The 14155-nt window shown below is 62.3% G+C and carries 9 protein-coding genes; 5 read left to right on the top strand and 4 right to left on the bottom strand.

Annotation, left to right across the window (positions count from 1 at the left end):
- The first annotated feature begins 352 nt into the window (after positions 1 to 352).
- Entirely contained in the window at positions 353 to 3520 is a 3168-nt protein-coding gene (locus RhoBH5_RS19230) for a (Fe-S)-binding protein (RefSeq protein ID WP_073512914.1), read from the top strand.
- Positions 3521 to 3693: 173 nt separating this feature from the next.
- Here the strand turns inward: RhoBH5_RS19230 and RhoBH5_RS19225 are convergent, their stop codons facing one another.
- Positions 3694 to 4149, bottom strand: a complete 456-nt coding sequence (locus RhoBH5_RS19225) for a hypothetical protein (RefSeq protein WP_065352064.1) — start codon at positions 4147 to 4149, stop codon at positions 3694 to 3696.
- A 45-nt stretch (positions 4150 to 4194) separates the two neighbouring features.
- A complete protein-coding gene (locus RhoBH5_RS19220; RefSeq protein ID WP_270008689.1) occupies positions 4195 to 5373 on the bottom strand; it encodes a DUF6745 domain-containing protein in 1179 nt (392 codons plus the stop codon).
- 244 nt (positions 5374 to 5617) lie between these two features.
- Between RhoBH5_RS19220 and RhoBH5_RS19215 the strand changes: the two genes are divergently transcribed.
- A complete protein-coding gene (locus RhoBH5_RS19215; protein ID WP_065352063.1) occupies positions 5618 to 6550 on the top strand; it encodes a hypothetical protein in 933 nt (310 codons plus the stop codon).
- Here the strand turns inward: RhoBH5_RS19215 and RhoBH5_RS19210 are convergent.
- Entirely contained in the window at positions 6540 to 8480 is a 1941-nt protein-coding gene (locus tag RhoBH5_RS19210; RefSeq protein WP_214924470.1) for a S9 family peptidase, read from the bottom strand. The two genes, RhoBH5_RS19215 and RhoBH5_RS19210, sit on opposite strands and share 11 nt — an antisense overlap.
- Positions 8481 to 8556: 76 nt before the next feature.
- On the opposite strand from RhoBH5_RS19210, the gene RhoBH5_RS19205 reads away from it, so the two are divergent.
- From RhoBH5_RS19205 to RhoBH5_RS19195, 3 genes are all read left to right on the top strand, one after another.
- The gene (locus tag RhoBH5_RS19205) at positions 8557 to 9810 is read left to right on the top strand and encodes a pyridoxal phosphate-dependent aminotransferase (protein WP_270008688.1); all 1254 of its coding nucleotides are present in this window, start codon (positions 8557 to 8559) and stop codon (positions 9808 to 9810) included.
- 509 nt (positions 9811 to 10319) lie between these two features.
- A complete protein-coding gene (locus tag RhoBH5_RS19200; protein ID WP_003943628.1) occupies positions 10320 to 11582 on the top strand; it encodes a YibE/F family protein in 1263 nt (420 codons plus the stop codon).
- 385 nt (positions 11583 to 11967) lie between these two features.
- The gene (locus RhoBH5_RS19195) at positions 11968 to 13275 is read left to right on the top strand and encodes a lipopolysaccharide biosynthesis protein (protein ID WP_270008687.1); all 1308 of its coding nucleotides are present in this window, start codon (positions 11968 to 11970) and stop codon (positions 13273 to 13275) included.
- On the opposite strand, the gene RhoBH5_RS19190 is transcribed toward RhoBH5_RS19195, so the two are convergent.
- Positions 13257 to 14105 carry a glycoside hydrolase family 16 protein gene (locus tag RhoBH5_RS19190; protein ID WP_270008686.1) on the bottom strand — a complete coding sequence of 283 codons (849 nt, stop codon included), beginning with the start codon at positions 14103 to 14105 and terminating at the stop codon, positions 13257 to 13259. The two genes, RhoBH5_RS19195 and RhoBH5_RS19190, sit on opposite strands and share 19 nt — an antisense overlap.
- Between the last annotated feature and the right edge of the window lie 50 nt (positions 14106 to 14155).

Below are 14155 nucleotides of genomic sequence, written 5' to 3'. Positions count from 1 at the left end.
CCTCCCCGGGATCGGGCGGGCGTCAGTCGATGACTCACACCACCCGTTTCCCCTGTGCGTGACGGGCGTAACGATAACAGCCGGTCGGTTGTTATCACCTGCTCGGATCCCGACTTAGGGCTGCCTGACAGATGGACACCTGACGGGCACCGCCTAACGTGACGACCAGACATGTCTGCGTCTGGCCCAGCCCGTCCGACGCAGAAGATCGATCTCTCCAGGCCACGAGCGGTTACCAGCCGGTACCTACAGGCTGGTAATGCTAGTTACTGGCGGGTAACATAACGCAGGTTAGTATCAGTGGGCTGTCCCGAGGTGGCCGACGCGTCGCCCTGAAACGAAAGGCCGCGACATGAATGCCCTGACGATTACGTTGGGCACGATTGGTGCTCTGCTGAGCTTGGTGTGTTGGTACATCTTCCTCTCAGGCGCGCTGAGGATGTTCAACACCGTGCGCATCGGCCAGTCGGCACCCGATCGATGGCGCCCGTTCTTCCCTCGCTTCAAGCAGATGATCATCGAGTTCATCGCGCACACGCGCATGAACAAGTTCCGCAGCGTCGGCTGGGCCCACTGGCTCGTCATGGTCGGCTTCCTCGGTGGGTTCCTGCTGTGGTTCGAGGCCTACGGCCAGACGTTCAACCCCGAGTTCCACTGGCCCATCTTCGGTAACACGTGGGCGTGGCACCTGTGGGACGAGATCCTCGGCCTGGGCACCGTCATCGGTATCACCACGCTGATCGTGATCCGTCAGCTCAACCACCCGCGTCTGCCCGCGCGCCTGTCCCGTTTCGGCGGCTCCAACTTCAAGGCTGCCTACGTCATCGAAGGCATCGTCCTGCTCGAGGGCCTGGGCATGATCATGGTCAAGGCAGGCAAGATCGCGACCTACGGTCACGCCAACCCGTGGACCGACTTCTTCACCATGCAGGTCGCGAAACTGCTTCCCGCCAGCCCCGTCATGATCTCGGTGTTCGCATTCGTGAAGCTGATGACCGGCATGATCTGGCTCGCGATCGTGGGCCGCAACATCACCTGGGGCGTCGCGTGGCACCGCTTCTCGGCGTTCTTCAACATCTACTTCAAGCGTGAAGACGACGGCACCGTCGCCCTCGGCGCGGCAAAGCCCATGATGTCCAAGGGCAAAGTCCTGACGATGGAGAACGTCGACCCCGACACCGACACTCTCGGCGCCGGAAACATCGAAGACTTCTCCTGGAAGGGCTGGCTCGACTTCACCACCTGCACCGAGTGCGGTCGTTGCCAGTCCCAGTGCCCCGCGTGGAACACCGGAAAGCCGCTCTCGCCCAAGCTGCTCATCATGTCGCTGCGTGACCACGGCTACGCCAAGGCCCCGTACCTGCTCGCTGGTGGACGCAAGGACATGGGCGGCGACGAGATCGGTCTCGTCGACAGCGAAGGCAATGTCAAGGAAGGCGCCCTCGCAGCCATCCCCGAGGCCGCGCGCCTCGAGGCCGACCGCAAGCTCGTCGGTGAAACCGTCGAAGGTGAGATGGCCCCGGTCATCGACGCCGAAACCTTGTGGAGCTGCACCAACTGCGGCGCCTGCGTCGAACAGTGCCCCGTCGACATCGAACACGTCGACCACATCATCGACATGCGTCGCTACCAGGTCCTGATCGAATCGGAGTTTCCCTCCGAACTCGCCGGCCTGTTCAAGAACCTCGAGAACAAGGGCAACCCCTGGGGTCAGAACTCCAAGGATCGCCTCAACTGGATCAACGAGATGGACTTCGAGATCCCCGTCTTCGGCAAGGACGCCGACAGCTTCGAGGACTACGAGTACCTCTTCTGGGTCGGCTGCGCCGGCGCCTACGAAGACCGTGCCAAGAAGACCACCAAGGCCGTCGCCGAACTCCTCGCCACCGCGGGAGTGAAGTTCATGGTCCTCGGCGCCGACGAAACCTGCACCGGCGACTCCGCACGTCGCGCCGGCAACGAGTTCTTGTTCCAGCAGCTCGCGATGCAGAACATCGAGATGCTCAATTCGGTCTTCGACGGTATCGAGCAGAAGAAGCGCAAGATCGTCGTCACCTGTGCGCACTGCTTCAACGCCCTCGGCAACGAGTACCCGGAGGTGGGCGGCGACTACGAGGTCGTGCACCACACTCAGCTGCTCAACCGTCTGGTGCGCCAGAAGAAGCTGATCCCGGTTGCGTCCGTGAGCGAAGACGTCACCTACCACGACCCGTGCTTCCTCGGACGCCACAACAAGGTTTACGACGCTCCCCGTGAACTCATGGAAGCCTCAGGCTCCAAGCTCGTCGAAATGCCGCGTCACGGCGAACGTTCCATGTGCTGTGGTGCCGGTGGTGCTCGCATGTGGATGGAAGAGAACATCGGCAAGCGCATCAACGTCGACCGCGTCGACGAAGCGCTCTCCACCAACCCCAAGAAGATCGCCACGGGTTGCCCGTTCTGCCGCGTCATGCTCACCGACGGCGTCACTGCCCGCCAGGAGCAAGGCCAGGGCGAAGGCGTCGAGGTCGTCGACGTCGCGCAGCTGATGCTGAACTCCGTCACCCGCCTCGATCCCGCCCAGCTCGGCGAGAACATCAAGGTGATCCCGCGCGAGAAGGCACCGGTCGCTGCTGAGGCAAAGGCTGAGACCGTCGAGCAGGATCGGGTCGCCGAAGTCGAGGAAGCCGCCGCGACTCCGGAAGCCAAGGCTGCACCGGCAGGCAAGGGTCTGGCCATGAAGGGCCTCGCCAAAGCACCAGGCGCGAAAGCTCCCGGCGCCAAGGCACCAGGCAAGGGGCTCGGAATGGCCGGCGGGGCCAAGGCTCCTGGCGCCAAGAAGGCGGCTCCCGCCGCAAGCGCGGAAGCTCCCGCTGACGAAGCTGCTGCACCGGCAGCACCTGTCGCAAAGCCCAAGGGTCTCGGCTTGGCAGGCGGGGCCAAGGCTCCCGGCGGCAAGGGACTGCAGATGAAGGGCGCCGCCAAGGCACCCGGAGCAAAGGCCGCTGCCGCGCCGGCAGCGGAAGCTCCGGCTGCTGAGGCTGCTGCACCCGAAGCTGCTGCACCCGTCGCCAAGCCGAAGGGTCTGGGCCTGGCGTCCGGCGCCAAGGCACCCGGCGGCAAGGGACTGCAGATGAAGGGTGGGGCCAAGGCTCCTGGTGCAAAGGCTGCTCCTGCTTCTGAAGCACCTGCTGCTGCTCCGGCAGAGGCTCTGGCAGAGGCTCCGGCTGCACCGGCAGAGGCTCCGGCCGCCGAGGCGGAAGCCCCGAAGGCTCCGCCTGCTGCCAAGGCCGGCGGACTCGGATTCAAGTCGGGCGCAAAGGCTCCCGGTGCCCGGAAGGCAGCTCCCGCTGCGGCCCCGGCGCCGGCTGCAGAGGCCCCGGCTCCCGAGGCCGAACCTGTGAAGGCAGAACCCGCTGAAGCGCCTGCTGAGGCGTCCGCACCCGCGGAAGCTCCGGCGCCCGCTGCCGCGCCGCCCGCCCCCAAGGCAGGCGGACTCGGATTCAAGGCCGGCGCGAAGGCTCCTGGCCGCAAGAAGTAAGCGCACCACACGCGAATGCCCTCACCGTCACGGTGAGGGCATTCGTGTTTGTGCGGGAGCCTTTGCCGACCGAGCACCCTTTCCCTCGACCCGACACACCGTCCAGCACACGGAAACCGGTGCTCGCCCTGTGCAAGTGGTGCTCACTCCCCCGCCAACTCGAGGCCGGCGTGTCAATCGGCGACAAGCATCACCGCACCGCGCGCACGCCCGACGCCCCTTTCCTGCTGCCGGCCGATGACGTATCGTCCCTGAGCGATGCCGGTCGCGCCGTGCTCCGGGTGGATGAGGTACGCGGTCACTCGGGTGTCGAGCATGCCGAGTGCAAGGCCCCGAGCATCTTTCACCGGCGTCGACCACGTGCACTCCCCTTCGTCTGCAACCAGACTGTGGGGGTTCCCTCCCGCCGCACTTCGCAGCAGTTCCACGCCGGAGAGCGGCACTCTCACAGAGCGTGTCCATGGCAGAGGCGCCACGATATTTGCGAGCAGCGAAAACGGGATCACGATGAGATCGCCTTGCGCCTGAAGTCCGTCGATCACAGGAATGGACACTTCCTGGTCCAGGTAGTCGAAGACATCGAGGCCGGTGAGGCTGGTGAGAGCGGACAAGGTCATGTTCGAGTTCATAAGTATCACCCAAGGTTTGAGGATTGAGGGTAGAGGGTTCGAGATTCAGGTTCGACGAACGAGACGGGAATAGTCGGTACCGGTGATGCCGTAAGTCCATCCGGCGGCATCCAACGCGGAGGTAAACCATCCGGGTACGTGAAGGCCGTATCGACGCCGATGCCCGTCGCGTTCGAGAGAACCGTTGACCGCGAGGAGAATCCGTCCACTTCGACCCCAGCCCTCCGGCGACGCGTGGAGCTGCAGCAGGCAACCGGCGTTACCGGGATCGTCGGTTTGGTCGACCAGTGTCAGGCCCGCCAGCTCGATGTAGGAATCCCACCCGATCCGCTCGATTGCACATCGACGGATCTCTACATTGCGCTCGTGTGCGATGCGTTCGGCGGTGGGGTCGAGCACTACCCAGTCTGGAACGATCGCTCCGTGTAGAACGAACGCCTTTGTACCGTCTACGAATTCGATTGCGGGGGAATCAGAATGATGCAAGCGCCGTGCTCCCTGCGCGCTGCCCGGAATCGGTTCGGCATGTAAGGCGGTGGGTCGTTCCGCCATGATGCACACGTCGTCGAACGCCCACCACCACCCGGTCGAGTCGGCCAGTGCGGTCTGCACGTCGAGGAGTTCACGGTCTTCCGAGCGGAAGGTCGCAAGACCGAATCGATGGCATGTGTCGTAGTACGCGATTCGATGTGCGTCCTGCTGCCCGTACCAGGTCACTTCCCCGGCCACCGGAGTCGACATCGTTCGTATCGCAGCTGCGACGCCGTCGAACAGCGTGGTGTGCAACGATTCCCAAATGGACGCCCTGATCAGGCGCTCCCCCTGCCGGCGTTCCATCTGCCAGCCAGTTCTCCGACATTCGATTCGCGCGTCCATGCGTCGGCGCGATGCCGCAAACATGCTCGCGATATACCCGGAAGCGCAGTCGAGGCCGGTGCCGTCCAATGACATCTTGGTCGACAGTCCTTCGGTGACGATCAGGTCCGAACCAGCAGACGGCGACGGGACCCAGACGAACTCCGGTTTCGGGAGCCCGGAACGTCGATACAGTTGCGCGACAGAGGCTTCTGCGGTGTTTCGATCAGCAGGACGAGTACACAATCCGCGTTCGAGCCACACGTCGCGGATCTTTTCCAGGGCCAGACTGTCTTCATCGAAGAGATTGAAGTTCTCGGGCAATGTCGCTCGATGTGATGCCGACGAGCGAATCGGTGCGGCGCTCACGCGACGGTGGCGGTGTCCGCCTTTCCTGTAGTCATAGTTGAACAGCCTGGCACGCGAACGCTCCGGACGCAAGGGTTTCCTAGAGCGCGACACCGGGAACCTGCCACCGTTTCCCATACCGAACACCCTCTCCAGCGACGCGAAACCGGTTCGAGCTGTGGACAAGTGGTGTTCACTCACGGCTATCCACACCCCCGGGGTCACGGCTTCCTTTCCAGCGCCGGGCACAGCAAGATCGATCGACATGGGGGAACAGACACATATCATCCGCAGGCCGGACCAACTGTCGATCGGTCGCACCGATGCCGAGATCCGACAGGCCTGCGCTAGTGGAACCTGGGCCAGAATCCATCGTGGTGCGTACGTGGACAGCGGCCACCTGTCCCGCCTCGACGCATACGGACGACATCGATTACGGGCAGAGGCCGTGGCCTGCGCCGCTTCACCCGGTGCCACCGTCAGCCACGTCTCGGCTGCGGTTCTGCACGGTTTCGAACTCTGGAACACTCCGCTCGAGGTCGTTCACCTGTCCCGGAACCGGCGAGGTGGTGGCCGAAAGTCCGCTCGACGTCACGTGCACTCGACATGGCTGGCGGACAACGAGATCACCGAAGTCGATGGGCTGCGCGTCACGACTCCGGCACGAACTGTTGCGGATCTCGCGAGGACACTCACTTTCGAACAGGCTCTCGTCGTGGGCAATTCAGCGTTGCACCGTTCAAGGTTGCCCAAGGACGCGGTTGCAGCATCGCTGGCACTCAGCCCGAACGATCCGCGCCATCGACATGCGCTCCACGCGCTCACCGCGATGGACTCCCGTATCGAAAGCGTCGGTGAATCACGGAGCCTCGCATTGTTCCTGCACGAACACTTACCGCTCCCCGAACCCCAGGTCGACATCCACGACGCTCGAGGGTTCGCCGGCCGCGTCGACTTCCTGTGGCGTGAGCAGCGCACCATCGGAGAGTTCGACGGCCGCATCAAGTACGGCCGACTGGTGCCCGCCGGTCGCAGCCCCGAGGACGCGCTCTGGAACGAGAAGCTCCGCGAAGACCGACTCCGTGACGCAGGGTGGGAGGTCGCGAGGTGGACGTGGGCCGACCTGTCGACCCCGTCACTGGTGGCAAGTCGGATCCTGGCGGCCTTCGCGCGCAGCCACGGGGCCGTCAGCTACTGATCGCAGGCTTCCACAGCTCGAGCGTCGGAATGCCGGGTGGAGTGAATCCGAGCACCTGCCCGTAGAAGGACAGCTCGGCGTTGCGTGAGCTGATGATGGTCGACTGCTTGCGGAATCCGTGAGATTCACCCTCGTAGGCCAGGTACGCGTGCGGAATGCCCTTGGCCACCAGAGCATCCCGGAATCGCTCCGCCTGCGAGGGTGGCACGATCGGATCGTCGAGACCCTGGAGAAGCAACACCGGGCAGTTCAACCCGTCGACGTTGTTGAGTGGAGCACGTTCCGCGTACAGGTCGGCAGATTCCGGCAGCGGGCCGATCAAACCGTCGACGTAACGCGATTCGAAATCGTGAGTTTCCTGCACGAACAGGTCCAGTTCGGCCACGCCGAAATAGGAAGCACCACAAGCGAACACGTCGGACGTCGTCAGTGCGGCCAGAACGGTCCAACCACCGGCGGATCCGCCTTCGATGGCAAGGCGGGCCGGATCGGCAAGCCCCTGCTCGGCCAACCCGTTGACGGCGGTGACGACGTCCTGCACGTCGACGACACCCCACTGACCACGCAATCGATTACGGTACTCACGTCCGTAACCGGTCGACCCGCCGTAGTTCACGTCGACGACGCCGATTCCGCGGCTGGTGAAGAAGGCGTAGACGAGGTTGAGGGCCGGTGCGACGTGCGCCGTCGGCCCACCGTGAACAAACGCGACATACGGCGGTCGTTCATCGTCGAGCCCTTTGTATCGCGGACTGCGCGGCGGATACGCAACGGCGTGAACTTCTCGCCCGTGTCCGTGAGCCACGACGGCTCGCGCTTCCGGAAGGTAGGCAGACTCGGGCAATTCTTCGACCGACGAACGGATTTCGGTGAGTTCGCCGGTACCGAGGTCCAGTTCACGTAGCGCGCCCGCCAGTTTCGCGCCTCCCGAGATGAGCAGTAACCGATCGCCGCGAACCTGCATGAGGCCGATGCTGGTGACACCCGGGGTCGCGATGTCGCGCAGTTCCCCCGACGCCGGGTCGAGTACCGCCAGCGTGTCGGTTCCGACGGTGCGTGCGGTGAGAAGGTGCCCGTTGCCGAGTTCGACGAACCAGCGCCCACCGAAGCGCCACTGCGGGCCACCGAAATCCGCGTTCACCGGGCAAATCGGGCTGATCTTGCCGCCGACGTGATAGATGTTCCACCAGCCGCTGCGATCGCTGATTGCGTAGAGTTCGTCGTCGGTGATCCACTCCGGCTGCAGGACGGACTCTTCAAGTCCGCCGATCAGCACGGAATACGCCTGAGCGACGCCGTCGACGAGTGGAGCTACCCTCAGTTCGGTACCGTCCCAGGGCATTTGCGGATGGTTCCATGCGATCCAGGCGATCTTGGTTCCACTCGGCGAAAGCCTCGGTGACGAGAGGAAGTCCGAGCCGCCGACGATCGAGCGGATGTTGCCGGAACCGTCCAGCGGAATCGCGCAGATATCGCGAGTGATCGCCCCGTCCTCCGCGTGCGCTTCCCGAACCGCCCACACCTCGCCGTTCACGATCTGCAGGTCTGCGTATCGCCACGCGGCCGGCGACGCCGGTTCGGGCGTCAGAGCCCGTGGAGTGACTCCTTCGAGGATGTACACCCGTTGATCGGAGAATTCACTGAAGACCAGTTTTCCGGACTCGGTGACCGTCCAGGCGCCACCGCCGTACTCGTGAACCCTGGTTCGCGCGTTCCACGGCGCGGGGAGGATGTCGACGGGTTGGTTGTCGAGACCAGATCGACGGATCGAGGTCCGACCACCCTCGGTCGGACGAAGTTCAGCCCACCAGATCTCGTCACCGACGTATCGTCCACCCTCGACAGGATGCCCACCTGCAGCCAGATCAGCTGCTCCGATCGGAGAAGTCCACGATCCGTACGGGGCTGCAATCTGCTCGCTGGGGGTCATCGCTCGACAATAGCCAACGGGGCGTGCGACACGGTCCCCGACAATGCACTTGCACAGTGGTGGAATCATGTAACTCGTGAGCACACCAGAACCCGTCCGCCACCGTCAGCCGCAGCGCGAGCTGGAGCAGTCGTCGAAGCTCCAGAACGTCCTGTACGAAATCCGTGGACCGGTGCACGCGCATGCCGCCCGGTTGGAGGCGGAAGGACACCGGATCCTCAAGCTCAACATCGGCAACCCGGCACCGTTCGGATTCGACGCCCCCGATGTGATCATGCGGGACATGATCGCCGCCCTGCCCTATGCACAGGGCTATTCGGAGTCGAAGGGCATTCTGTCGGCGCGGCGCGCAATCGTGACGCGTTACGAGCTGGTTCCCGGCTTCCCCGAGCTCGACGTCGACGACATCTACCTCGGCAACGGTGTTTCCGAACTGATCACGATGACCATGCAGGCCCTCCTCAACAACGGCGACGAGGTTCTGATTCCAGCACCGGACTACCCCCTGTGGACTGCGATGACGAGCTTGTCCGGAGGCACGCCCGTCCACTACCTCTGCGACGAGGCCAACGACTGGAATCCCGATATCGCCGATATCGAATCCAAGATCACCGACAAGACCAAGGCTCTCCTCGTCATCAACCCGAACAACCCCACGGGTGCGGTGTACTCGATGGAGGTTCTGCAGCAGTTGGTCGATCTGGCACGCAAGCATCAGCTTCTGCTGCTCGCCGACGAGATCTACGACAAGATCCTCTACGACGACGCCAAGCACATCTCGCTGGCAACACTTGCCCCTGATCTGCTGTGCCTGACGTTCAACGGCCTCTCGAAGGCCTACCGCGTCGCCGGCTACCGCTCCGGCTGGGTGGCGATCACGGGCCCGAAGGATCACGCGGCCGGCTTCCTCGAGGGACTCGATCTCTTGGCGTCGACCCGTCTGTGCCCCAACGTCCCCGGACAGCACGCCATTCAGGTCGCCCTCGGCGGTCACCAGAGCATCGAAGACCTGATCCTGCCCGGCGGCCGCCTGCTCGAGCAGCGCGACGTCGCTTGGGAGCGATTGAACATGATTCCGGGCGTTTCGTGTGTGAAGCCTCGCGGCGCGCTCTACGCGTTCCCTCGTCTGGATCCGAACGTCTACGAGATCTACGACGACGAGAAATTGGTTCAGGACCTGCTTCTCCAGGAGAAGATCCTGATGGTTCAAGGCACCGGGTTCAATTGGCCGAATCACGATCACCTTCGGATCGTCACCCTTCCGTGGGCCCGAGATCTCTCCGTGGCCATCGAGCGATTCGGCAACTTCCTCACCAGTTACAAACAGTAGATTCTCACGCTGAATCCGGCTGAAATCGAGTAAACAATTCGTTGTACAAATGCCCCGTAAACGTAAAACTGCGGGTCATTTGTGCGACCTTGGTCACATTTTTCGCAAACCAGGCGGTTTGATTGACTCTTTAACTATTTAGTGACCTGCCCCGATGTGAAAACGGTCCAACCGGTACGTGATTCGTTGTGAAATTGGTAGTTGGACAACGCGCCAAATCGGTTTGAAATTGGGTACATTAGTTAGCAGCACTTCGGTGCCGCGAGCACCTGGTATCCCTCCCCCCCCTGTGGATACCAGGTTGGTGGCGGGGACAACCCCCCCTGTTCCCCGCCACCCAGCTCGACCAATCCCAGTTTCACAACCCCTCATCGGTAGCACCGGTTTTCGCCGACTCTGCCTTGCAGCGACACTGCCTTTCACCGACACTGCCGTCAGAAGCTGACCATTCGCTTCGGAGCCGATAACATTGCACCGGTGCAAATCCCCAGTCCGACACTCAGTTTCCGATGAGTCACGGCCATGGCCACGGTGGCCCCATTCAGATCGGCCCCACCGCATCACGCGTCGTCATCGGGTTGCTCGTCGTCATCGGCATGGTCGTCGTCGCGGCAGCTGTCGCACTGTGGCCGGACAAGAACACCATTCCCGTCCCACTCCCCTTCCAGAATGCCGACGGCAGCTCGGTGGAAACCGAGGCGGGCACCGTCACGATGCAGGATCTCGGCGACTGCGGAAGTTCCTCTGCCGGAAGGGTATTCGTCGGTGCCCCGCAACCGCCGCCTACCTCCGCCTACCAGTGCCAGCGAAGTATCGTCGATATCGAATCCGGGCCGAATGCCGGAACGAAGACATTGCTCGAGGTCATTCCGGGCGCCGGTCAGCCGGACCTTCGCGTGGGTGACCACATTCGGCTGGTGCGTCAGACCGACCCGAACGGAAACACGCAGTACTCCTTCGAAGACTATTCGCGTGGGCTCCCGCTGGCGTTGATCGTCATCGCGTTCGCCGTCGTCATCATCGCAGTCGCACGGTGGAGAGGGCTGCGCGCACTCGTCGGCCTGGTGATCGCCTTCGGCGTAGTCGTCGGGTTTCTCCTACCCGCTCTGCTCGACGGCAAGCCTGCGATACCGGTTGCGCTGGTCGCCGGGGCGGTGATCTTGTACGCGGTTCTCTATCTGGCGCACGGGGTCTCACTCAAGACCAGTTCTGCTTTGCTCGGCACCCTTGCCGCCATGGTGCTCGCCGCGGTTCTCTCCTACCTCTGCATTGAACTGACACACCTCACCGGTTTGTCTGAAGAGCAGAACACCAATGTTCAGACCTATATCGAGCACATAGACATCACCGGCCTGCTGCTGGCGGGCTTCATCATCGGCTCGCTCGGCGTTCTCAACGACGTCACCATCACCCAGGCATCCTCGGCATTCGAGTTGGCCGAACTCGACAAGCATGCGTCCCGTCGAAAAGTCTTCGGCGGTGCGATGCGGGTCGGACGTGATCACATCGCCAGCACGGTCTACACCTTGGTTCTCGCGTACGCGGGTGGGGCGCTGCCACTGCTACTGCTCTTCAGCGTCAGCGGGCGCCCTCTTCAGGACGTCCTGGTCGGTGACGCCGTCGCAATCGAGATCGTAAGGTCCGCTGTCGGCGGAATAGCCCTGGCGCTTTCGGTTCCACTCACCACTGCCATCGCCGTGATTCTCGCCCGTCCGCCCGGTAGCGCGGTCAAGGCCGGCCCCACGTCAGGTGGCCGACACTCCAAACGCTGAAAGCGAGCTGTTCAGCGAAGCAGACGGGAAAGTATGCTCCCACGACGCTTGAACCTGACGCAGTCACAGAGGGCGCAGTCGGTTCCCGCACGATGATGGCTGTGTGCCACCTCTGCATGACCGCATGCACATACTTCGCCCTCGCCATTAGCCACGGCGCCATCGTACTGGACTGCACAAACCCGACCAGTCGGTCGCATCAGGCAAATCGCTCGCACATGGAAGTTCACAATTTATTCGCGCTATCACCCGCCTTGAAGAGCAACGATTCTCAATAGAGCAATTTTGACCGACCCGTCGACATGCACAAGTTAACTACTGGCAAGTAGCATCGGAAGATCGACTTCCGAAAGTGGACATGACGCACTCATCACCGGTCACAACCGTGGCATCACCAGAAACGCCAGCTACAGACAAGCGCAAGTTCGAGTACGACTCGATCGCCGTGCTGATCTCGGGCGCCGTCACGGCAGTACTCGGGCTGGTGTTCTGGGCAGTCACAGCTCGGATGTATCCGGTCGACGTTGTCGGCCGGGCATCTGCGGTGATCAATTCGGCGGTGGTACTGTCCACTCTGTCTACGTTGAGCCTCGGATCGATGTACGAGCGATTCCTACCTTTGGCAGGAAGCCGTGCCGGCGCACTGGTGGCGCGCGGATATCTCCTCGTAGCGCTCCTCGCGACAATCCTCGCCACCGCACTGTTGATGTTCGGTCCACGTGAAAAACTGTTCTCCTCGGGGTGGGCCATGCTCTCGTATGTAGGGCTCGTCGTTACCCTCGCGCTGTTCGCCCTCGAAGACCAGACCACCAACGGTCTTCGAGTTGCGAGGTGGTCAGCCGCGAAGAACATCGTTCATGCCATCGCCAAACTAGCTCTTGTCGCGTCACTGGCATTCACAGCGCATGAACTTGCTGTCGTCGGAGCCTGGGGTGGGTCGGCGGCGATCGCGGCCCTGGTCCTCGGTGTTGCGATACGTCGGAAACTGCGCACGCGAGGTGAGTCCGCGGCCCAACCGGCACTTCCCCCTGCACGTGAACTGTGGTCGTACTTCGGCCACTCGTACGGCCTCATGACGCTCGGTTCCCTTGCCCCGCTTGCAGTGCCGCTCGTTGTCATTTCACTTCTCGGCGCGGAGGAGAATGCATACTTCGCGATAACCTGGGCATTGGTGAGCGCCCTGTTCGTACTCTTCTACATGCTCATGGGCCCATTCGTCTCAGAGGCGAGCGCCTTTCCGACGCAGATACAGCCACTGACCCGTCGATTCATCGCACTACTGTCCGGACTCGCCGTTCTCGGTGCAATCTTTCTCGCACTCGTGGCACCGGTTGCGCTGGGATCCGTCGGCGATCACTATCGGAGAGAAGGCACGACCCTACTTCGCTTGTCTGCGATCATCATTCCGATATCCGCACTCGTCGTTCTACACAACGCACTCGCCAGGGTGTACCAAAGAATGGGCTCGGCTGTTGTTGCGCAAGTACTCAACACCATCGTGGTCATCGCCGGATCAATTGTCCTGACACCTCACGTCGGCATAGCCGGTGTCGGCTGGTCCTACCTCGCGGCCGAAATTCTCTCCGCAGCAATTGTTTCGGTTCCACTGGTCGGAATGTTGCGACGCGCCGCACGTACTCCGACTCAAATCGAATCCAACGAATCGACGGTCGATCACCAGCCGGGGGCATAGACGCTCACCCAATCGATTTCGACGTTCGAGACCGCAGGCGTACCCGCAGATGGACAGGACCCCACTCCCCACGCCACTTTCCGCGCGCAGGCCCCGGACTCGGTTTGCAGTCCGAGCCACATCGGCGTCGCCGGAACCTTGGTTGCAGATTCGAACGTAGTCCACACGCGACCGTTGAGAGTGCCGCGAACAATTCCTGGCCCCCACTCCACTCCCACCGTATTCCAGTTGCTGAAGTCGCCTGTGATGTCTGCTTGCCCCTGACCGAATCCATCTGTCGGTGTATTCCAGTGTACGAACGCCGACATCGACTTCCGGTTTCCGTCAACAGTTTCCGCAATGTCGATCTCGGGGGGCCATATTTCATTCTTCGGCCACAACAGAAGATGGAAGCTGATCTCGTCGGACTTGTCTGCTCTAAATCTCATTTCCCATTTGCCATACTGCTGCGCGCGGGTGAAGTTGGAAACCCCACCCGTGAGCCATCGACCATCTACTTGTTGCGCACGAAGCTGCAGCTTGCCACCGTCGAGGCGAACCATCGACGGATCCCACCAGCTCGCCGAATTGCCACCTGGTGCACCATAGTAAGGACCCCAGTCCCCGCCCAGCGAACACCGGTCGAAGTTGTCGATGAAGATCTGGCGCCACTTCGGCCAGGTCGAAATATTCCCGACCGGAGCAGGTTTGGTACCGGAGCTCGCTACCGAAGAACACAGCGAAGCTGCGCTCACAGTTGCCTGCGGCACTATTCCCACAAGAACAGACAGAAGAAGAAGATTGAGCCAACCGAAGAACCGCTTCGAAACTCGCTGCCGTGGATTTACCATCATGCCACCGTCTAGTCGCAGTGAATGTTCATCTGCTACGAGAGCATAAC

It is taken from the genome of Rhodococcus sp. BH5, from assembly GCF_027583855.1.
GTDB lineage: Bacteria > Actinomycetota > Actinomycetes > Mycobacteriales > Mycobacteriaceae > Rhodococcus_F > Rhodococcus_F qingshengii.
This window is presented reverse-complemented; position numbering and strand designations above follow the sequence as displayed.